Source organism: Companilactobacillus farciminis KCTC 3681 = DSM 20184, assembly GCF_002706745.1.
GTDB classification, from domain to species: domain Bacteria; phylum Bacillota; class Bacilli; order Lactobacillales; family Lactobacillaceae; genus Companilactobacillus; species Companilactobacillus farciminis.
The window spans coordinates 2,485,953-2,505,817 of record NZ_CP017702.1 but is presented as its reverse complement, the minus strand read 5'-3'; the positions used below and the strand labels follow the sequence as shown (position 1 = coordinate 2,505,817).

Genomic DNA, 19,865 nt, shown 5'->3' with positions numbered 1-19,865 from the left:
CGACGGCAAGTTATCAACCCAAGTTCAAAAGAACCATATTTGTTTGTAAAAAATCTTACCATGAAGATACGAAACAACCAAATCATAAGCCATAAGCGCTTTGATTGATAATCATATTATTGGCATGATATCATTTAATTAAATAAAAATATAAAAAGTGTTGATGATTATGAATCTTTCAAATGTAGTGGTGACAGAAATATATGGTGGGATACTATTATTTGTTATAGCGGGCATTATTATTGTTTTATTCATAAATGATTTTATTCGTAAAAGAATGGTCTTTGCTTGTGAAACGGCGTTACGTGATCGAGAGAAGATTTCACAAATTTCAGTTGATAATGAGACAGCTGATTATTTGAGACGGAATAATAATCATGAACTGCATCGCATCGATGAAATGATTTCTAAAAAGGACGATATAATTCGATATAAATTATGTCTCAAAAAAAGAAGTTTTGATTTTTATTTGAGAAAACAAAATTTATGGAATTATAAAGTTGTAGCAATAAAAATGTATTAAAAGGCTTGTCGTTATGACGATAAGTCTTTTTTTCTTTCACAAACTTTGATTGACTAACATAAAAAAATCGGCTACCATGTTTATAAATTTTATCTACTAATAGGTAAAAACAAATACTTAGGAGGAAAATCATGTCGGCATGGGATACAAAATTTGATAAAAAGGGATTCACGTTTGATGACGTCTTACTAATTCCAGCGGAGAGTCACGTTTTACCAAACGAAGTAGATTTATCAGTTCAATTAGCTAAGAATATTAAGTTAAACACTCCAATTTTGAGTGCAAGTATGGATACAGTTACCGAAGCACCAATGGCCATCGCAATGGCACGTCAAGGTGGATTAGGTGTTATTCACAAGAATATGAGTATTGAACAACAAGCTGACGAGGTTTCAAAGGTTAAGCGCTCAGAAAATGGTGTCATCATCGATCCAATTTACTTAACAGCGGATGATGAAGTTGCCCAAGCAGAAAAATTAATGAGTACTTACCGTATCAGTGGTGTGCCAATCGTTAACAACACTAATGATCTAAAATTAGTTGGTATTATTACTAACAGAGATTTGCGTTTCATTTCTGACTATTCTGTAAAAATCGGAACAGTTATGACTAGTGAAGAATTGATTACTGCACCAGTTGGTACTTCTCTAAAAGAAGCAGAACAAATTCTTCAAGAACATCGTATTGAAAAACTTCCTTTGATCGATAAAAATGGTCGTTTAGGTGGTTTAGTAACTATCAAAGATATCGAAAAAGTTAAAGAATTTCCTAACGCTGCTAAAGATAAGTATGGTCGTTTACTAGTCGCTGCGGCTGTTGGTGTAACTAGCGATACTTTTGAACGTGCCGAAGCTCTTTTAAGTGCTGGTGCCGATGCAATTATTATCGATACAGCTCACGGTCATTCAGCCGGTGTCCTTAGAAAAATCGGTGAAATCAGAGCTAAATTCCCAGAAGCTACTTTGATTGCTGGTAACGTCGCTACTGCTGAAGGTACTAGAGCCCTTTACGATGCTGGGGTTGATGTCGTTAAAGTTGGTATCGGACCTGGTTCAATTTGTACAACTAGAATCGTTGCCGGTGTCGGTGTTCCTCAATTAACTGCTGTTTATGACGCTGCTAGTGTAGCTCACGAATACGGCAAGACAATTATTGCTGATGGTGGTATCAAGTACTCCGGTGATATTGTTAAAGCTTTAGCTGGTGGTGGTAATGCCGTTATGCTTGGTTCAATGTTAGCCGGTACTGATGAAGCTCCTGGTGAATTTGAAATTTATCAAGGTCGTCGTTTCAAGACTTATCGTGGAATGGGTAGTTTGGCTGCCATGTCTCATGGTTCATCTGATCGTTACTTCCAAAGTGGCGTTAACGAAGCTAACAAGTTAGTTCCCGAAGGTATCGAAGGTCGTGTCGCTGCCAAAGGTGCTGTTGGCGATGTAATTTATCAACTACTTGGTGGATTGCGTTCAGGTATGGGTTACGTTGGTGCTCACAACTTGAAGGAATTACAAGATGCTCAATTTATTCAAATTTCTAACGCTGGATTGAGAGAATCACATCCACATGACGTTACAATTACTAAAGAAGCTCCTAATTATTCAGTTAAATAAGCAGTAAAAAAGCAGACCGTTTAAGGCCTGCTTTTTTACTAAGGATGCCGTCGTCCACAAAATCTCTGTGATTGGCTGGAACGCTGCCGACACAACTTGGAGCCTTTGCTAAGACCAAGTACGGGCAAAGTCTTCAAGATTGGTCTTATTCTAAGCAACAAGTTGCTAAGAATAATATGGCGGCTGAGCCATCACAGAGATTTTGCTCCCGACTAGATTCTGTATTTTATCTTTATATACCAATTACTTCGGAAATATAAAAAGGAGTGGGACTACTTGATTGCATATTGCATTCTTGTAGTCCCACTCCTTTTTAATTATTTTTCATTACTATGTCTAAAACTATAACCAAAGTAAATTACTAAACCAATGGCAGTCCAGATAGCGTACATTTTCCAAGTGAAACTTTGCAATTGAGTCATTAAATAGACGCAAGCGGCAAAGGAAATCAATGGGAAAACTGGATAGAAGGGTACTTTGAAAGCTGGTTTAAGACCCTTGGTGTTTTTACTGTGGCGCAAGAAGATGACACCGACTGATGTAACTGAGAAAGCTAGCAAGGTTCCAATGTTAACTAGTTCAGTGATTTTATCGATAGGAACAACGGCAGCTACGGTTGCGGCGACTAATCCGACTAGGAAAGTACTGCTGACAGGGACGCCTTGTTTGCTGAGATGGTTGAATTTCTTTGGTAATAGACCATCTCGACTTAGTGAAAAAATCAAACGTGTTCCACCGTAGATAACGACTAGCAAAACGGTTGTCATACCCATGATGGCACCTAGTGAAACGATTCCTGAGATCCAGTTGAGGTTTAACAAATTCAAGGCGTGAGAAACTGGATCAGCAACGTTTAATTGTTTGTAATTAACGGCACCGACTAAAACTAATGATACTAAGCCATATAAAACGGCAACAATCAAAAGTGAAGCGATGATCCCGATTGGCATATTACGTTTAGGATTTTTAACTTCTTCACTCGCCGAGGACACAACATCAAATCCTAAGAAAGCATAGAAGGCAACTGCGGCTCCACGACCAATTCCACCAACTCCAAAGGGAAGGAACGGATTGTAGTTTTTAGGTTTTACGTAAAAAATCGTTACAGCAACGAACAGCAAAATAACGAAGATTTTGACGTAAACCATGATGGTATTTACTTTCATCGACTCATTTAGACCTTGTAGCAATAAAACGGTCGCGATTAAAACGATGATAAAGGCAATCAAATCGAAGCGTCCACCAGTATTTCCAGCAGTTCCAGGAGCTGATTGCAAAGCTTTAGGAAGATTGATACCAAATCCTGCTAAGAGATTCCTAAAATAAGCTGACCAACTGACTGCTGTGGAAGAAGCTGCAAATAAGTACTCGGAAATCAATGACCAACCAACAATCCAGGCGACAATTTCTCCATAAACGGAATAGGAATAAGTATAAGCACTACCCGCCAAAGGAATCGTTGATGAAAATTCAGAGTAACAAAAGGCGGCACCGATACAAACTAAGGCGGCCAATAAGTAAGTCAAAATAACTCCAGGTCCAGCATAGTTAGCAGCGATGATTCCGGGTGTAATAAAGATACCGGACCCAACGATAACGCCGACCCCCATGATAATGAGATCTTTAGCACCGAGAGTTCGATTTAGAGTTTGTTCATGTAATAAATCATTGACGATATCTTTTTTCCGAAAGAGTGAAGGCATAGATTGAGACACTTCCTAAATATTTAGTAGTATCATTATGACATTTTAAAAGTTAAAATTACAGTGTTTTGTCTAATTTGATTATAAAACGTTTAATTAAAACCCGTGGTCTTTCGATATTAATCAAAGTAATGATACTATTTGGGTAATGAATAAGAAGGGGTGGAACTAATGCAATTTAATTTTGATAAGATCAATGATCGTCGCAATGCTAATTCTAGTAAGTGGCAAGTGAAGGAACATGAATTACCTATGTGGGTCGCTGACATGGATATTCAAACGGCACCGGCTATTATTGAAGCAATGCATAAAGACGTTGATCGCGGGATTTTTGGTTATCAATACGTCCCTGATGAATATTATCGAGCAATTTCTAGCTGGTACAAAAAAGAACATAATTTCGAACCAGATTTAGATTGGTTGGTCTTTAGTAACGGCGTTATGCCTAGTATCGGATCAATTTTGCGTCATTTGACTGATTTAGGTGACAACGTTTTGTTGCAAGAACCTAATTACAATTCATTTTATAATGCCATCACTAGTAACGGTCGTCACATCGTCAATAGTGAATTGGAGTATCAATATGGCAAGTACAGTATCAATTGGAAGGATTTGGAAGAAAAGCTATCCGATCCTCAAACTACAGCTATGATTGTCTGCAATCCTCACAATCCAGCCGGAATCATTTGGGACAAAGAAACCTTGACTAAGATTGGCAAATTAGCTAATAAGCACGACGTTTTGATTATCTCTGATGAAATTCATGGTGATATCACGATGCCAGGATATGATTATGTGCCATTCGCTTCTTTGGATGCTGAAGTTACTCAAAACAGTATTTCATTAGCTTCTCCAAGTAAGACCTTTAATTTGGCAATCTTGCATGCGGCAACGTTATTTATTCCTAATGCAAAATTACGTCAAAAAGTTGAACATGCAATTTCTGTCGATGGCATCAATAGTCCTGGTATTATGTCAATGGATGCCTCAATTGCTGCCTACACACAAGGTCATGAGTGGTTGACTGAACTTCGCCAATACATTCAAAAGAATCGGGAGTACGTCGAAGATTTTGCTAAGAAAAATATTCCTGATATCAAAGTTTTACCAGCTCAAGCAACTTATCTAGCTTGGATCGATTGCTCGAAGTTGACTGACAAATCAGATGAATTTAACCAATTTTTGCGTGATAAGACTGGTTTATATTTGGCTGAAGGAACGAAATATCGTGGTAATGGTAATCAATTCTTACGGATGAATTTGGCTACTCCAAAGAGTAATGTCGAAGATGCCATGCAACGTTTAGCAAAGGGAATCACTGAATACAAAGCCTAAAAAATAATCCTCGTTAGCTTGTAATTTTACAACCTAGCGAGGATTTTTTTTATTTGATGATTGTCATAATGATTGGAACAACGATCAAACTCAGTAATGTGGTCTCGGTAACCATGATAGCTGCATAATCAGAATCGGCGTGATAAAGATTTGCAACAACTGGAGCATTAGTCATTACGGGCATTGCCGCCTGAACAATGAAGACTTGTTTCATTAATGGAGTAGCTGGAATAAACAAGAATAAACCGGCCATCAATAAAGGAGCACAGAGAAATCTTCCAAAGAGAATAGCCAAGTTGTCTTTGTGGAAAGAGACATTTTTGAGTCCAGCGTTATAAATAGAAATTCCAATGAAAATCATTGATAGAGGAATTGTTAAGCCACCTAAATATTGAAAATCAGACATCAAGAATTTTGGTAATTGAATGTGGAGCATGACTAAAATCAGTCCGATGATGAATCCTAATAGTGGTGGAGAGAAAACTTTTTTCAATGTTGTCTTGAGTTTGAAATGACCTTTGACCTCACCATCCATTTGAATCAAGTAAGTTCCAAGAGTCCAAAAGAAAGTCGTGTTAGCCATGTAATAGACTAAGACGTAAGGCAAACTCTTTTCGCCAAATAATGCCATGTTGACGGGTAAACCAACGAAAACAGTGTTGGAATTAAAGAACATCGAACTAAAGAGGCCTTTGTGTTTAGGGTCGATTTTAAGTACCTTGATCAATAAAATTGAAATGAAAATTAAAATTGTCATCGAAAGTACCGGAACACCTAAGTCTGGCAACAATTTAATCAGTTTTTTGGCCGTAAAATCTTTAGTAATTGTCGAGATCATATACGCAGGCAAAGCTACTTGGGTAACAATTTTGGCAATTAAGCGAGTCGACTTGTCGTCAAACCAACCTAAGGCACTTAGACCATAGCCGACGGCAATCAAACCGATGATTATTAAGATTCCGGAGATACTAGAAAAAAAGACACCCATAGAAAAAACACCCTTCATTAAATATTAAAATCAATCTTACACTTTTTTGACGAAATATGAAAAAACTTGTTTAATTTTCATCAAATTGATAATTGGTACTAACCAAATAAAAAATTGGAAAGTTCAAATCCTTGAAATCCCTTTCATTTTGATTAAAATAATAACCATAAGAAAATTTGCCACAGGAGGAATGCATTTATGGCATATAAAACTATCAATCCATATAACAACGAATTAGTAAAAACTTATCCTGACGCAACCGCTGAAGAAATTGAGGAAGCTTTGGCAAATGGACATGCGTTATATAAGAAGTGGCGCGATGAACCAGTTACAAGTCGTGCTGCTACCTTACATAAAATCGCTGATTTATTGAGAGAACATGAAGACGAATTGGCAAAAATTGCCACGATCGACATGGGAAAGCTTTTCAATGAATCAAAAGGTGAAGTCGAGTTGTGTGCCATCATTGCCGACTACTTTGCTGACAATGGCGCTGACTTATTAAAACCTACACCTATCAACAGTCGAAACACTGGGGATGCTCAAGTTTATCATCAAGCTACTGGTGTACTGATGATGGTTGAACCTTGGAACTTCCCTTACTATCAAATCATGCGTGTATTTGCGCCTAACTTTATGGTTGGAAATCCAATGCTTCTAAAACATGCTTCAAATACTCCAGCTTCAGCTGCTGCTTTTGAAAAAATTGTCGAAGAAGCTGGTGCACCAAAGGGAACATTCAAGAATCTCTTTGCCAGTTATGACCAAGTAAGTGACATCATTGCTGATCCTCGTGTTCAAGGGGTAGCTTTGACCGGTTCAAAACGTGGGGGACAATCAGTTGCTCAAACGGCCGGTAAATACCTCAAGAAGAACTCAATGGAACTCGGTGGTTCAGATGCTTTCGTAGTTTTGTCTGACGCTGACGTTGATAAAGCTGTCGATTTGGCATGGCGAGTTAGAATCTACAATGCTGGGCAAGTATGTACTTCCGACAAGCGTTTCATCGTTGCTGACAACTTGTATGATGAATTCTTGGAAAAACTCAAGGATAACTTCTCTAAATTAGTTCCAGGCGATCCAATGGATCCTAAAACAACTTTGGCGCCAATGAATTCCAAACGTGCTAAGGAAAAGCTTCAAGGACAAATTGATAAGGCCGTCGAAAATGGTGCTACAGTTTATTACGGTAACCAACCAATCGATCTTCCTGGTCAATTCATTCAACCAACTATTTTGACTAATGTCGAAAAAGATAATCCAGAATTTTACGATGAATTCTTTGGCCCAGTTGCTCAAGTCTTCAAAGTTCACTCAGATCAAGAAGCAATCGATTTAGCTAATGATTCCGAATTGGGATTAGGTGGTATCGTCGTATCATCTGATGCTCAACACGGTAAGTCAGTTGCTGAAAAGATTGAAACAGGTATGGTCTTCGTCAACTCATTCTTAGTATCATTGCCAGAATTGCCATTCGGCGGTGTCAAAGGTTCCGGTTATGGACGTGAATTGAGTAACCTTGGTTTAAACGCCTTTACTAATGAAAAACTAATCGTTACAGCTCAAGAACCAGATTGGAATAATCCAGCAGGTGGCTTAGCTGTCTTCAAAGATTAAGACTTTGTGAACACATTTACATAAACACCTCTCAGCGGTAAAATTATCGTATAAAAAGTTGAGAGGTGTTTTTGTATGGATGAAACAAAAAATATGGTAAACAATGATTTTAATGACATTATGTTAAACCGCCACTCGTATCGTAAGTTCAAGACAGACGTTAAAATTTCTCGTAAAGAGATTAACGAAATGTTAGAAGAAACTCTTTCAGCTCCTTCAGCATGTAACTTGCAATCATGGCATTTTGTCGTTTGTGATGATGAGGAAGGTAAGAAGAAGGCTCGTTCAGTAATGATGCCTTTTAACTATCCACAAACTGATACTAGTTCAGCTTTGATTTTCGTTTTGGGAGATACACAATCACATTACAAGTATCGTGATGTTTGGAATAAGGCTTGTGAAAATGGACAAATCAGTCCCGAAGAACGTGACAAAGTATTCAAGACGTTCTTGCCATTGTACGAACACGCTGACAGAAGTTTCTTGGAAAAGGATGCTACGATCGACGGTTCAATGGCTGCCATGCAATTGATGCTAGTTGCTCGTGCTCACGGATATGAAGCTAACCCAATGTCAGGTTATTACTTCGACAAAGTTGCTCCAGCTTTAGGATTAGACGGCGACCGTTTTATTCCAATCACTTCAATTGCTATCGGTAAGCCAGATGGCGACTTTACTAAGTCAGTTCGTTATAACGTTAATGAAGTTACTGATTTTATTTAAAAAAATACCTCCTAGAAAAAATCTGGGAGGTATTTTTTAGTCTAATTCTTCATCTTCAACTTCTTCTTTAACACTGACTTTAGCAGGCTTTCTTTCTTTAACGAAGTAGATAACCGTCATAACGACTAAGAAAGCTACACCGACTAATAGAGAAACCGTAGTTTCAGGATTCAAGAACATGAAGACTAAGATAACTAATAATGAAGCAATAGCTAAATAATTACTGATTGGGTAAAGTGGCATCTTGAACGGATGTTTATCCATTTTATCCTTATTGATATGTCTAAATCTCAATTCACTGATTAAGATAACGAACCAAGGAACCATACCAGGAAGCACACTGGAACTATAAACGATAACGAAAATGTTGCTTGATGTGTGAAGTAGTGCTGGCAATGAGTAGTTCAAAATCAAACCGACTAGGATACCAATTGAGATAGCTAGAACGGGAATGTAAGGTACGTTGTGTCTTGATAGTTTAACGAATGATTTAGGTAGATGTTTTTCCAAACCTAGTGTATAAAGCATTCGACTAGAACTGAAGATACCAGAATTACATCCTGACATTGCGGCTGTCAACATAACAAAGTTGATGATTTCAGCGGCAAATGTGATACCGACTTTAGCAAATGTTTCAACGAAAGGTGAACCGATCGTACCTAATTTGTTCCAAGGATAAATTGCTACGATAACGAAAATAGCTCCAATATAGAAAATCAAAATTCTACCAACGATGGAACGGATAGCTTTGACGATATTTTCTTGAGGATTTTCAGCTTCACCGGCTGTAATACCGATAACTTCGATACCTTGATATGAAGCAACGACGATTGATAACGCAAAGATGAATCCTTTCAGACCACCTGTGAAAAATCCGCCGTGAGTCCAGAGGTTGCTAATACCAACGGGATGTCCGCCGTTACCAACACCGAAGACGATAACGAAGAAACCTAAAATAATCATCATAATAATTGTTAAAACTTTGATCAAAGCAAACCAGAATTCCAATTCACCATAAGCTTTAACAGAAGTTAAATTGGCTAAGCAAAGCGTTACGACGACTACCACTCCGGCAATCCATTTTGGCATCGTAGGGAACCAAAATTCCAAGTAAGTTCCAACAGCGATAACTTCACTGATACCAACAACTAAATATTGAAAGACATTACTCCAAGCCGTTAAGTACCCGACGACCGGATGTATGTATTCGGTAGCGTATTTGGCAAATGAACCAGTTGATGGATCAACATAAAGCATTTCACCAAGTGCCCGCATTACCATATAAAGAATCAATCCAGCTAAAGCATAAGCCAACAAGACTGAAGGTCCGGTCCATTTGATGGTGGATGCTGAACCCATGAAGAGACCAACCCCAATGGTCCCACCTAGAGCAATCATTTGCATTTGTCTTGAAGATAAACTTCGGCTTAAATTTTCTTTAGCCATAATAGTTCCCACCCTTGTGTGTTCATTAAATGTGAACAACTGTATTTGAATCATGGAATATATAATAACTCACTCTTACTGAAATGTCATATTTTTTTTCATATTTATTTGAAAAATATCTGTAAGCGATTAATAGATATTAAATAATACTATATTTATTTGTATAAAACGAACCAATATAAATACAGTTATATATGTTTACAAAGCATCCTATAAATTAGATAATTGATTGTAATAGTAGGATATTTTTTGGACGAAAAAATGCGGGATGTTAGTGTTTTGATAATGTCTCGCATCATTTATCTACCGTGCGAAAAATGAATGAGGAAATAATTATGGATATTAATATTTTTATCGAACGTAGAAAAGAATTAAAAATGTCGCAAGTTAAGCTCTGTCAAGGGATTTGTACACAATCAACGCTCAGTAAATTTGAAAATAATGGTCGCGTACCTTCCTTAGCAATTCTCAATAAGTTATGCGAACGACTTGGATTATCAGTTGACGATCTTTATAAGAATTCGAGTGCTTCCACTACTCACATGCGGACGGTCTTGAATCGTATTGAAAGCGATTTAATGATGGAAGACTATAGTAAAGTTTCTGAAGCTTTAAAAGACCTAAATGTCGATGATGTTAATAATAATGAATTAAAAATGCAATTTTATTACCAAAAGGGTTTATTCACAACTTTGACAAATGGTAAATTTGAAGAGCTTTTTTACAATTTTTCACAAATTTTGGACAATTTGGACGAAGAACATCGCACGATTTATTCTTACTTATCATATGTGGGTATGGGAATCTTTTATTCACGTATTAATAAAATGGAGCAAGCTGAATTTTATTTTGGCAAGGTTTTGGAATATATCAATGTGCATAAAGATCAGACTTTCCAAAAGAGTGGGTTGAATGCGTACTTACGTATCTTGACAATTGTTTTCTATACAGCTGATTTTTTGATTGTCAAAAATGATTTTGAAACTAGTTTGGAACTGGTTAAACGTGGAATCAAGTTGTGTTCAGAACAACATATCACGTATTATTTGCCAAGGTTGAAACTATTAGAAGCTAAGATTGCTATCGGCAAGAATCAACCAGCAACAGTTGTTAAGGACCTATTAACGGATGCGATGGCTTTTGCTAAAATCAATCATAATGAGGTAGTTGAGTTAAGAATCAACGCTTTGCGCAAACAATATCAAGATATGAATAGGTGATTGTTATGACTAAGGGTTCGGAACAAGCTTATAAAGATTTAATGGAAAAATTGGATCAATTAGATATTAAATATAAAATTGTTGATCATCCGGCTGCTGAAACGACTGAACAAGCTGACAATTATATTGCTGGTTTAGAGGGCGTTAGAACTAAGACAATGTTTTTGAAAGATAAGAAGAAGCATTTCTACTTAGTGATTATGGATGACAAAAAACGCATGGATTTCAAAGATTTCCAAGAGCTTACAGGAACAAAACGTATTTCGATGGCACATGACCACGATATTGAAGAACAACTCGGTCTGGAAGCAGGAATCGTTTCACCATTTGGCATTATGAACAATGCTGACCACAACATAAAACTGTATTTCGATAAAGAGATGTTGGATAGTGAAGAGATTTTGACTTTCCATCCGAATGTTAATACGCATACGATTTTCTTGACTGCCAGCGATTTGATGAAATTCATCGATGCTTGTGGCTTTGAGTATGAAATTTTAAATTTAGAGTAAACAAAAACGCTTGGTTCAATTAAGAATCAAGCGTTTTTTGCTAAGCTCTCTTTTTTATTCTGAAAGTAATTAGTCCCAAAATCATTACACCGATTAATGGATAGAGCCAATTTAATTCTTTATTACCAGTTTGTGGCAATTGAGAATTGCTATAGGTAACGTTTGGCACCATTGGGTCTGGGTTAAAGTCGGTTGAAGTGTCAGGATCTGGGTCTGGTGTAAATGGATTGTCTGGGATGACAGGATCAGGATCAGGAGTTTTACCTACTTCTGGTGTATCAGGAACTTTTGGTGTGTCAGGTACATCGGGAGTATCTGGAATATCAGGATCAGGATCTTTTTCTCCAGATGGAGTTTCTGGATCAGGATTTGTTGGCGTTGGATCGGGATTATCTGGTGTTGATGGGTCTGGATCTTTGGTGCCAGTCTGGTTAAGTTTATGCGTGTTCGTTAAAGTGATTTTGTTATTAGTCGTTGTCTTGGTTGCTGTGTAACCTGAAATTTTATCTTCGGTGACATCATAAGAATTTTTGTCCGAAAGGTTGTTCCAAGTGTAAGTCCAATTGTTAGCGTCGTTTAAGACAACATCAGCCGTTTTTTGTTTATTTGTTAGGAGATATACCGTTATAGCGCTAGGTCTAATTTTATCTTGGTTATTATTATCGTTCCAAACCTTTTCGACGGTTAAAGTTTTCTTATTACTACTTGGAGTCTCGCCACCTGAATTTGGTTTCAAAGTATTGGTAATTGTGGCTTCGTTGTCCGATGTCTTATCAACGTTAGAAACGTAGTTGTCGTCAACATTGATTTCTTTGACAGAATAAGTGGTGTCTTTGTCTAAATCATTCCAAGTGTAAGTCCAATCGTTATTAGCATTAACAGTTACAGGATCGCCCTGTTTTTCTCCATTTGCTAAAAGTTGAATTTGAGCTGACTTAGGACGGACAGGATTATTGTTGTCGGACCATTTTTTATTGACTGTGAAAGTCTTTGTTTCAACTGAAGGATTATTAGGATCGGTCTTCTTATTGGTAATAGTTTCTTGAGTCTTGTCATCATTGAAGTCGGTTGATGCGTTATATCCAGAAACATCGATTTCTTTAGCACTATAAGTGATTTCTTTATCGTTTTCATCGTATTTTGGTAATTGGTTAGTTGGATCCTTTTCATCATCAGAATTGGCATTCGTACCAAATGAGTAACTCCAATTGTTATCGGCGTTTAAAGTGACGGGGCTACCAACTGCCTTTTCACCTTGGTTATTATCATTGGCATACAACTGAATTTGGATAGACTTAGGACGGTCAGGTGAATCATTATCGTCCCATTTTTTTGTGACATTTAGAGAAGTGGCTAAAGTATTAACTATAGTCTGATCCTGAGGATTTCCATCATTAGCGTATTGAGTTTTGATGTATCCTTTTGGAACGGTGTTAGTTTGTTGGCCATCGTAACCAATTTCGGAAACGTACCAATTATTACCCGCAATCTGTGGCAAATTAGTGAAAGTATGCGTCCAATTATTATCATCGTTTAAATTGAAACTGTCAGTATTTTTTGCTTGGTCTTTATCGTCAAATAGGTGAACCATGATACTTTTTGGTCTAGTATTTTGAGCGTTATTACCGTCATGCCAAATTTTAGTTACCTTGAAAGTGTCAGCTAAATAATTAGTTATATTATAAGTAGTAGGATCATATACTGGGACATAGTCAACGGGAGTATCTTCTTTAACTGTGTAGTGGTAGAGATTACCATTATCGTCATATTGTCGTTGATAACGGAATACATATTGCCAGTCATCTTTTGCAGTAACTGTTTTTTTGGTGACCTCTTGGGTTTTGCCATCAGCAACTTGACGCAATAAATGAACGACGATGGAGTCTGGTATTTTAGTTCCTTCAGGTACTGCCCACTTTTTTTGCCCTAGTATGGATGTAAGAATATCACTCGTACTAGCGCCACCACCAATTGAAGTAGTGGAATCGTTGACAGTAACACTTTGCTTGATTGTATCGTTAGATAGCAAGTCGCCTGAATTAGAGTAGTTGTCGGAAAGATTATCGTAATTAGTTATTTGCGTAGTATAACTGATATTTATTGGTTGCTTGATATCTCCACCGAAATCGACAGTAAATTCTTTATTGTCATCGCTGTAAGTAACTTTAGAATCAGAATACTTATTCTCCTTATCGTTAGTTACATTACCATCAGCATCACGAGTAGCTGAGTTGACGGTTATATCGGATATTAATTTTTGATTATCTCCAATGAAATCTTGATATTTGGCGTTAGGAATTGATTGTCCTGGATAATTGATTTCTACCGTCCAATTGATCTTATCATTTTCAAAACTACCATATTTATAAAGTACGGAATTATTATCTTGGCCGGTTGATGGAGGGTCAACTGTAGCTGAATTAGTCGTGTCAGGACTCTTCATAACAGAATCGTCTAGTCCCCAGTCAATTGATGTATTTTTATTTGGTAAAACTATGTTAGTGTTCCAATTTGTTTTTAAACTGATCCAGCCAGTGATATTTAATGTTTGAGATTTGGAAGCAGCAGTGCTGTTGAAAGTGACGGTTATAAATCGGGTATCTTTATTTAAAGAAATATCGGCAATGTCAGCGCCATCTTTATCTTTAAGTGTTTTGGAATTGAGAATATTGTTCTTGATAGTAATTTGAATAGGTACAGGAATTTCCATCGTATCGCCAGCGTGTATCTTTTGATTGTTGGTAGAAAATTCCCAACTGGCATAAATATCATCGTACAATCCAAAATGAGTTTGTGGATTTCCACTAGCATCTTGTAATTGTGCTTTGGTAATAAATTGACTTCCCCAATTTGTTGTAGCTTCGGAGGCTTGTGTGTCCTCAGAATTCTCTCCAGTGTCAGCGACGGTGCTAACTTCTGGTGAATCCCCCGAATCTTGTGCTTCGACCATATTAGTCGAACTAGTCATAAAAATTGAAGCAATTATGATCAGTAGGCTAAATATGTTCTTTCCCTTTTTAAACATATTTAAAATCCCCCTCATTTGACAGTCCTGATTTCCTTAATCAAGGCTCATAAAGTTATTCTACTACTCTTTTTATCAATTTAATTATATTTATAAAAAGGATTATTTTAATTTTTTTCATACTATAATATGATTATCGAAAATATTTGGAGGGTCACAATGGCAACACTTGAAGTAAAAGATTTACACGTTGAAGTGGAAGATGAAGAGACTAAGAATAAAAAAGAGATTCTCAAAGGTGTCGACTTGCTGATGAACACTGGTGAGATTCATGCCATCATGGGACCTAACGGTACGGGAAAATCAACGTTATCGCAGACTATCATGGGTCAAAAAAATTACCACGTTACTAAAGGTGACATCCTTTTGAATGGTGAAAGCATTTTGGACATGCCAGTCGATCAACGTGCTCGAAAAGGGTTATTTTTGGCGATGCAATATCCTGCTGAAATCCAAGGGGTCACTAATGCTGAATTTTTGAGAGCGGCGATTAATGCTAGACGTCCAGCTGATGACAAAATCTCCGTGATGGATTTTTTGAAAGAACTCGATAAGAATTTGGATTTGTTAGATATGAGCCAAGCTATGACGGAGCGCTACTTGAATGAAGGCTTTTCTGGTGGCGAAAAGAAGCGTAATGAGATCTTGCAATTATTGATGATCAAACCTAGTTTTGCTCTATTGGATGAAATCGACTCAGGACTTGATATCGATGCTTTAAAAGTTGTTTCAAAGGGTGTTAATTCAATGCGAGGAGACAATTTTGGCGCTTTGATCATCACGCATTATCAAAGACTGTTGAATTACATTAAGCCAGATGTGGTCCACGTAATGATGGATGGAAGAATTGTCAAAACTGGATCAGCTGAATTAGCACAAAAATTAGAAGATGAAGGCTATGCAGGTTTGCGCGATGAATTGGGAATCAAAGCTAATCTAGTCGACGACTAAGGGGATATTATGACATTAGAAAATCTGACAATTAATGAACCAGATTGGTTCGTTCAAAGAAGACTGGCAGCGTTGGATTCGTTTGAAAAATTATCGTTGCCAACAATACAGCGCTTCGACTTTCATAATTGGCAATTAACGCCGCCAACTGAAACGATTATTAAGACAAATGTGGCGTCACGAGATGATTATATTTTAATGGACTTATTTGCGGCTCTAAATGAATATCCTGATTTAGTTCAGAAATATTTGTATACCGTAATTAAGGCTGATGAAAATAAGCTAGCTGCTTATCATGTGGCCTTTGTAAATCAAGGTGCTTTCTTGTATGTTCCTAAAAATACTGTTGTTGAAAAACCGATTGAATTAGAATTCCAACAAGATTCCAGTCAGCCATTTGTTTCTCACGTTTTAGTCGTAGCTGGTGAAAATTCAAAATTCTCATTGATTCAAAAAACTACTACCAAGGGTGATCAGAAAAGTGTCGCTAACTGTGTTGTAGAAATCAAAGCTTTAGCCAATAGTGAAGTGAAGTATGCGGCAGTCGATGAACTCGGTCAAAATGTAACGTCATATTTGAGTCGTCGAGCCGATGTTGGTCAAGATGCTTACGTTGACTGGTCGATTGGTTTGATGAATGAGGGAAATACTGTTGCTGATTTTGATACCGATTTAAAAGGAACAGGAGCACATTCAGAAATTAAAGTCGTCGATATTACCGCCGGTAAGCAACTTGAAGGTGTCAATACTCGTGTCACTAATTATGGCAAGAGAACAATTGGCAATATCAACCAACGCGGGGTAATTACTGACCATTCACGACTGATTTTTAACGGTATCGGTCATATTATCAAAGGTGCTTCCGGAGCCAACGCCGAACAACAAAATCGTGTCTTGATGATGTCGAGTCACGCTCATGGAGATGCCAATCCAATTTTGTTGATTGATGAAAATGATGTATTGGCAGGGCATGCGGCCAGTGTCGGTCAAGTCGATCAAAATCAACTCTATTATTTGATGAGTCGTGGTTTGGATAAGAAAACTGCCCAGCGAATGGTTATCCGTGGATTCTTAGGGGATGTGTTAGTTTCCATTCCATCCAAAGCAATCAGAGAACAATTAGTACAAACAATTGAAAGGAAGTTGGCAAATGGACAAGCAGTTTCAGAAAATTCGTGATGATTTTCCAATCTTAAAGCAACGAATAAATGATGAACCATTAGTTTATTTAGACAGTGCAGCCACTTCTCAAAAACCACAAGCAGTTATTGATTCAATCACAAATTATTACCAGACAATCAATGCCAATACCCATCGCAGCGTTTATACTTTAGGACAAAGAGCAACCGATGAATATGAATTGGCTCGCAAAAAAGTTCAACGCTTTATTAAAGCTAAGTCTAGTAAGGAAGTCATCTTCACTAAGGGAACTACGGACAGTTTGAATTTAGTCGCTAGTACCTATGGTGAGAAAAACATTCAAGCGGGCGACGAAATTGTCATCACTTATATGGAACATCACAGCAATTTGATTCCTTGGCAACAGCTTGCACTCAGAAAAAATGCCGTTTTGAAATATATTGAATTAACTAGTGACGGGCAATTAGACATGGACGACGCTCGAAGTAAAATCACTGACAAAACTAAAATCGTCGCTGTTGCTCATGTAAGTAATGTCTTGGGAGTAACTAATGATGTCCAAGAATTGGCGCAAATCACACATTCTCATAACGCCGTTATAGTGATTGACGGTGCTCAAGCAGCTCCACACCAACCAATCGATGTTCAAAAAATAGATGCTGATTTCTATGCTTTTTCAGGGCATAAGATGCTGAGTCCAATGGGGATTGGCGTCTTGTATGGTAAAAAGAAATTGTTAGAAAAAATGCCACCTTATCAGTTTGGTGGCGAGATGATCAATTCAGTAGACAAATTCGACAGTACTTGGAGCGAACTGCCTTGGAAATTCGAAGCTGGAACGCAAAATGTCAGTGGTGCGATCGGATTAAGCAAAGCCATCGATTATTTGAATAATTTAGGGATGGAAAATATTGCCGAATATGAACAAGAATTAGTTGACTATGCATTGCCTAAATTGTTGGCTATTAGAGGTTTAACAGTTTATGGTCCACAAGATTCTACAGTCCATAACGGCGTTATATCGCTTAACCTTAACAACTTGCATCCACACGACGTAGCGACTGCCTTTGATATGGATGGAGTAGCTGTCAGAGCGGGACATCATTGTGCCCAGCCATTGATGAAATATCTGGGTGTCGTTGCGACCATCCGCGCTAGTTTTTACTTTTACAATACTAAGGCCGATGTTGATAAATTATTACAAGCAATCGCTGATACAAAGGAGTTCTTCAGAGTATGAGTTTAATGGGATTGAACAATCTATATCGTGAAGTCATTTTGGATCACTCACAAAATCCGCATCATAAACATGCTTTATCACAAGCAACGACTACAACGACTTTGAAAAATCCGACTTGTGGCGATGTGATCAATTTAGAACTAGAAATTAAAGATGACAAAATTGTCGATGCAGGATTCAGTGGTGAAGGTTGTACTATTAGCCAGGCGTCTGCCAGCATGATGACTGATGTGGTAATTGGTAAAACCACCACGCAAGGACTAGAAATGGCCCACATCTTTTCTGATATGATCATGGGTAAAGAGCATCCAGATTCAGATTTAAAAAAGCTAGGCGATGCCGCAATTTTGTCCAGTGTCATGCAGTTTCCAGCCCGAATTAAATGTGCCACATTGAGTTGGTGGGCTTTGAGAAAATCGTTAGGAGAAGAAGTCGATGATTGATTTAAATAATTCAGAATACGAATACGGTTTTCACGATGATGTAAAGCCTAAATTTACTACCGGACGTGGTTTGACAGAGGAGACAGTTCGACAAATTTCAGCTGAAAAAAATGAACCTCAATGGATGTTAGATTATCGGTTAAAGTCTTATAAAACCTATCAAAAATTGGCGATGCCTAATTTCGGTCCTGATTTGTCAGACTTAGATTTGGAAAATATGTTGTATTATCAAAAAATGACTGACCGAAAGTATCGTGATTGGGACGATGTGCCAGACAAAATGAAGGAAACTTTTGATCGTCTGGGTGTTCCTGAAGCTGAACGAAAATATTTGGCCGGCTCTTCAGCTCAATATGAATCAGAAGTCGTCTATCACAATATGCGCAATGAATTTGAAAAATTAGGTATTTTGTTTACCGATACTGATACGGCATTACAAGAATATCCAGAACTTTTCAAAAAATGGTTTGGTAAATTAGTTAAACCAACTGATAATAAATTTGCGGCTTTAAATGGAGCAGTTTGGTCGGGTGGCTCGTTTATTTATGTTCCTAAAGGCGTTCGATGCGATATTCCGATTCAGTCTTATTTTAGATTGAACGCTGAAAACTCAGGACAATTTGAACGAACTTTGATTATTGTTGATGAGGGTGCCAAAGTTGATTATGTCGAAGGTTGTACAGCACCAAATTATTCATCCGACAGTTTGCATGCGGCAGTGGTAGAAGTTAACGTTTTGCGTGATGCATATTGCCGTTATACAACGATTCAAAATTGGTCCGACAACGTCTATAGTTTGGAAACTAAACGTGCTGCGGCCTCGGAAAATGCCACGATGGAATGGGTCGACGGTAACCTTGGTTCCAAAGTTACGATGAAATATCCTAGTGTCTATTTGAATGGCGAAAATGCTCGAGGAACGATGTTATCAATTGCCGTAGCTAGTAATGGCATTCATCAAGACTCTGGTGCTCGAATGATTCATAACGCCAAAAACACCTCTAGTTCAATCGTTTCTAAATCAATCGCTCAAACTGGTGGATCAGTGGACTATCGAGGAACAGTCAGATTTGGCAAACATTCAGATGGATCGAAAGCTCACGTTGAATGCGACACGATTATTATGGACGACCAATCTTCATCAGATACGATTCCTTACAATGAAATTGATAATGCCAACGTTTCGATGGAACATGAAGCTCGAGTATCAAAGATTTCTGAAGAACAACTTTATTATTTGATGAGCCGAGGAATTTCCGAAGAAAAAGCTACCGAGATGATTGTTATGGGCTTTGTTGAACCATTTACGAAGAAGCTCCCTATGGAATACGCGGTTGAATTGAATCGTTTGATCAGTTATGAAATGGAAGGGTCAATTGGTTAAAGAAT

16 protein-coding genes are annotated in these 19,865 nt (G+C 37.6%); 12 read left to right on the top strand and 4 right to left on the bottom strand.

Features of this window, described 5'->3' with window-relative positions; all coding sequences use genetic code 11:
- Positions 1-169: 169 nt before the first annotated feature.
- Positions 170-523 (top strand): hypothetical protein, encoded by a 354-nt coding sequence (locus LF20184_RS12375; RefSeq protein WP_010018023.1) that lies wholly within the window; start codon positions 170-172, stop codon positions 521-523.
- A gap of 131 nt (positions 524-654) precedes the next feature.
- Positions 655-2,133, top strand: a complete 1,479-nt coding sequence (gene guaB / locus LF20184_RS12370; protein WP_010018024.1) for an IMP dehydrogenase — start codon at positions 655-657, stop codon at positions 2,131-2,133.
- Positions 2,134-2,450: 317 nt separating this feature from the next.
- Here the strand turns inward: guaB and LF20184_RS12365 are convergent, their stop codons facing one another.
- Positions 2,451-3,836: an amino acid permease gene (locus LF20184_RS12365; protein ID WP_010018025.1), complete on the bottom strand. Its 1,386-nt coding sequence runs from the start codon at positions 3,834-3,836 to the stop codon at positions 2,451-2,453.
- Between the two features lie 171 nt (positions 3,837-4,007).
- Here LF20184_RS12365 and LF20184_RS12360 point away from each other — a divergent pair, with 171 nt between their 5' ends.
- Positions 4,008-5,171 (top strand): MalY/PatB family protein, encoded by a 1,164-nt coding sequence (locus LF20184_RS12360; protein WP_010018027.1) that lies wholly within the window; start codon positions 4,008-4,010, stop codon positions 5,169-5,171.
- A 49-nt stretch (positions 5,172-5,220) separates the two neighbouring features.
- Here LF20184_RS12360 and LF20184_RS12355 read toward each other — a convergent pair whose 3' ends face one another.
- The gene (locus tag LF20184_RS12355) at positions 5,221-6,159 is read right to left on the bottom strand and encodes an AEC family transporter (protein WP_010018029.1); all 939 of its coding nucleotides are present in this window, start codon (positions 6,157-6,159) and stop codon (positions 5,221-5,223) included.
- A gap of 198 nt (positions 6,160-6,357) precedes the next feature.
- Between LF20184_RS12355 and LF20184_RS12350 the strand changes: the two genes are divergently transcribed.
- Together LF20184_RS12350 and LF20184_RS12345 are read left to right on the top strand one after the other, a co-directional pair.
- A complete protein-coding gene (locus LF20184_RS12350) occupies positions 6,358-7,776 on the top strand; it encodes an NAD-dependent succinate-semialdehyde dehydrogenase (protein ID WP_010018031.1) in 1,419 nt (472 codons plus the stop codon).
- Between the two features lie 75 nt (positions 7,777-7,851).
- Positions 7,852-8,499 carry a nitroreductase family protein gene (locus tag LF20184_RS12345; RefSeq protein WP_010018032.1) on the top strand — a complete coding sequence of 216 codons (648 nt, stop codon included), beginning with the start codon at positions 7,852-7,854 and terminating at the stop codon, positions 8,497-8,499.
- 36 nt (positions 8,500-8,535) lie between these two features.
- Here the strand turns inward: LF20184_RS12345 and LF20184_RS12340 are convergent, their stop codons facing one another.
- Complete coding sequence (locus tag LF20184_RS12340; RefSeq protein ID WP_010018033.1) at positions 8,536-9,945, bottom strand: amino acid permease; 1,410 nt, start codon at positions 9,943-9,945, stop codon at positions 8,536-8,538.
- Positions 9,946-10,280: 335 nt separating this feature from the next.
- On the opposite strand from LF20184_RS12340, the gene LF20184_RS12335 reads away from it, so the two are divergent.
- The gene (locus LF20184_RS12335) at positions 10,281-11,165 is read left to right on the top strand and encodes a helix-turn-helix domain-containing protein (protein WP_010018034.1); all 885 of its coding nucleotides are present in this window, start codon (positions 10,281-10,283) and stop codon (positions 11,163-11,165) included.
- A 5-nt stretch (positions 11,166-11,170) separates the two neighbouring features.
- Entirely contained in the window at positions 11,171-11,677 is a 507-nt protein-coding gene (locus LF20184_RS12330; protein WP_010018035.1) for a prolyl-tRNA synthetase associated domain-containing protein, read from the top strand.
- 40 nt (positions 11,678-11,717) lie between these two features.
- On the opposite strand, the gene LF20184_RS12325 is transcribed toward LF20184_RS12330, so the two are convergent.
- Positions 11,718-14,702, bottom strand: a complete 2,985-nt coding sequence (locus LF20184_RS12325; protein WP_010018036.1) for a Cna B-type domain-containing protein — start codon at positions 14,700-14,702, stop codon at positions 11,718-11,720.
- A gap of 159 nt (positions 14,703-14,861) precedes the next feature.
- On the opposite strand from LF20184_RS12325, the gene sufC reads away from it, so the two are divergent.
- Genes sufC through sufB form a run of 5 tightly spaced genes read left to right on the top strand, consistent with a single transcriptional unit; the run spans position 14,862 to position 19,860 of the window.
- Positions 14,862-15,653: a Fe-S cluster assembly ATPase SufC gene (sufC, locus tag LF20184_RS12320; protein WP_010018037.1), complete on the top strand. Its 792-nt coding sequence runs from the start codon at positions 14,862-14,864 to the stop codon at positions 15,651-15,653.
- 9 nt (positions 15,654-15,662) lie between these two features.
- Complete coding sequence (sufD, locus tag LF20184_RS12315) at positions 15,663-16,832, top strand: Fe-S cluster assembly protein SufD (protein ID WP_010018038.1); 1,170 nt, start codon at positions 15,663-15,665, stop codon at positions 16,830-16,832.
- Positions 16,804-18,033: a cysteine desulfurase gene (locus tag LF20184_RS12310; protein WP_010018040.1), complete on the top strand. Its 1,230-nt coding sequence runs from the start codon at positions 16,804-16,806 to the stop codon at positions 18,031-18,033. Before sufD ends, LF20184_RS12310 begins: the two co-directional genes overlap by 29 nt.
- Positions 18,030-18,476, top strand: a complete 447-nt coding sequence (gene sufU, locus LF20184_RS12305; protein ID WP_010018042.1) for a Fe-S cluster assembly sulfur transfer protein SufU — start codon at positions 18,030-18,032, stop codon at positions 18,474-18,476. The genes LF20184_RS12310 and sufU overlap by 4 nt, the downstream gene beginning before the upstream one ends.
- Positions 18,469-19,860 carry a Fe-S cluster assembly protein SufB gene (gene sufB / locus LF20184_RS12300; RefSeq protein WP_010018044.1) on the top strand — a complete coding sequence of 464 codons (1,392 nt, stop codon included), beginning with the start codon at positions 18,469-18,471 and terminating at the stop codon, positions 19,858-19,860. Before sufU ends, sufB begins: the two co-directional genes overlap by 8 nt.
- Positions 19,861-19,865: the final 5 nt, after the last annotated feature.

What these genes read in the sequence shown, in the direction of transcription:
- LF20184_RS12340 (WP_010018033.1), bottom strand. Translation starts at nt 9,945, where the DNA reads ATGGCTAAAGAAAATTTAAGCCGAAGTTTATCTTCAAGACAAATGCAA.
- LF20184_RS12360 (WP_010018027.1), top strand. Translation starts at nt 4,008, where the DNA reads ATGCAATTTAATTTTGATAAGATCAATGATCGTCGCAATGCTAATTCT.
- LF20184_RS12355 (WP_010018029.1), bottom strand. Translation starts at nt 6,159, where the DNA reads ATGGGTGTCTTTTTTTCTAGTATCTCCGGAATCTTAATAATCATCGGT.
- LF20184_RS12325 (WP_010018036.1), bottom strand. Translation starts at nt 14,702, where the DNA reads ATGTTTAAAAAGGGAAAGAACATATTTAGCCTACTGATCATAATTGCT.
- sufB (WP_010018044.1), top strand. Translation starts at nt 18,469, where the DNA reads ATGATTGATTTAAATAATTCAGAATACGAATACGGTTTTCACGATGAT.
- LF20184_RS12335 (WP_010018034.1), top strand. Translation starts at nt 10,281, where the DNA reads ATGGATATTAATATTTTTATCGAACGTAGAAAAGAATTAAAAATGTCG.
- LF20184_RS12310 (WP_010018040.1), top strand. Translation starts at nt 16,804, where the DNA reads ATGGACAAGCAGTTTCAGAAAATTCGTGATGATTTTCCAATCTTAAAG.
- sufU (WP_010018042.1), top strand. Translation starts at nt 18,030, where the DNA reads ATGAGTTTAATGGGATTGAACAATCTATATCGTGAAGTCATTTTGGAT.
- LF20184_RS12345 (WP_010018032.1), top strand. Translation starts at nt 7,852, where the DNA reads ATGGATGAAACAAAAAATATGGTAAACAATGATTTTAATGACATTATG.
- LF20184_RS12375 (WP_010018023.1), top strand. Translation starts at nt 170, where the DNA reads ATGAATCTTTCAAATGTAGTGGTGACAGAAATATATGGTGGGATACTA.
- guaB (WP_010018024.1), top strand. Translation starts at nt 655, where the DNA reads ATGTCGGCATGGGATACAAAATTTGATAAAAAGGGATTCACGTTTGAT.
- sufD (WP_010018038.1), top strand. Translation starts at nt 15,663, where the DNA reads ATGACATTAGAAAATCTGACAATTAATGAACCAGATTGGTTCGTTCAA.
- sufC (WP_010018037.1), top strand. Translation starts at nt 14,862, where the DNA reads ATGGCAACACTTGAAGTAAAAGATTTACACGTTGAAGTGGAAGATGAA.
- LF20184_RS12350 (WP_010018031.1), top strand. Translation starts at nt 6,358, where the DNA reads ATGGCATATAAAACTATCAATCCATATAACAACGAATTAGTAAAAACT.
- LF20184_RS12330 (WP_010018035.1), top strand. Translation starts at nt 11,171, where the DNA reads ATGACTAAGGGTTCGGAACAAGCTTATAAAGATTTAATGGAAAAATTG.
- LF20184_RS12365 (WP_010018025.1), bottom strand. Translation starts at nt 3,836, where the DNA reads ATGCCTTCACTCTTTCGGAAAAAAGATATCGTCAATGATTTATTACAT.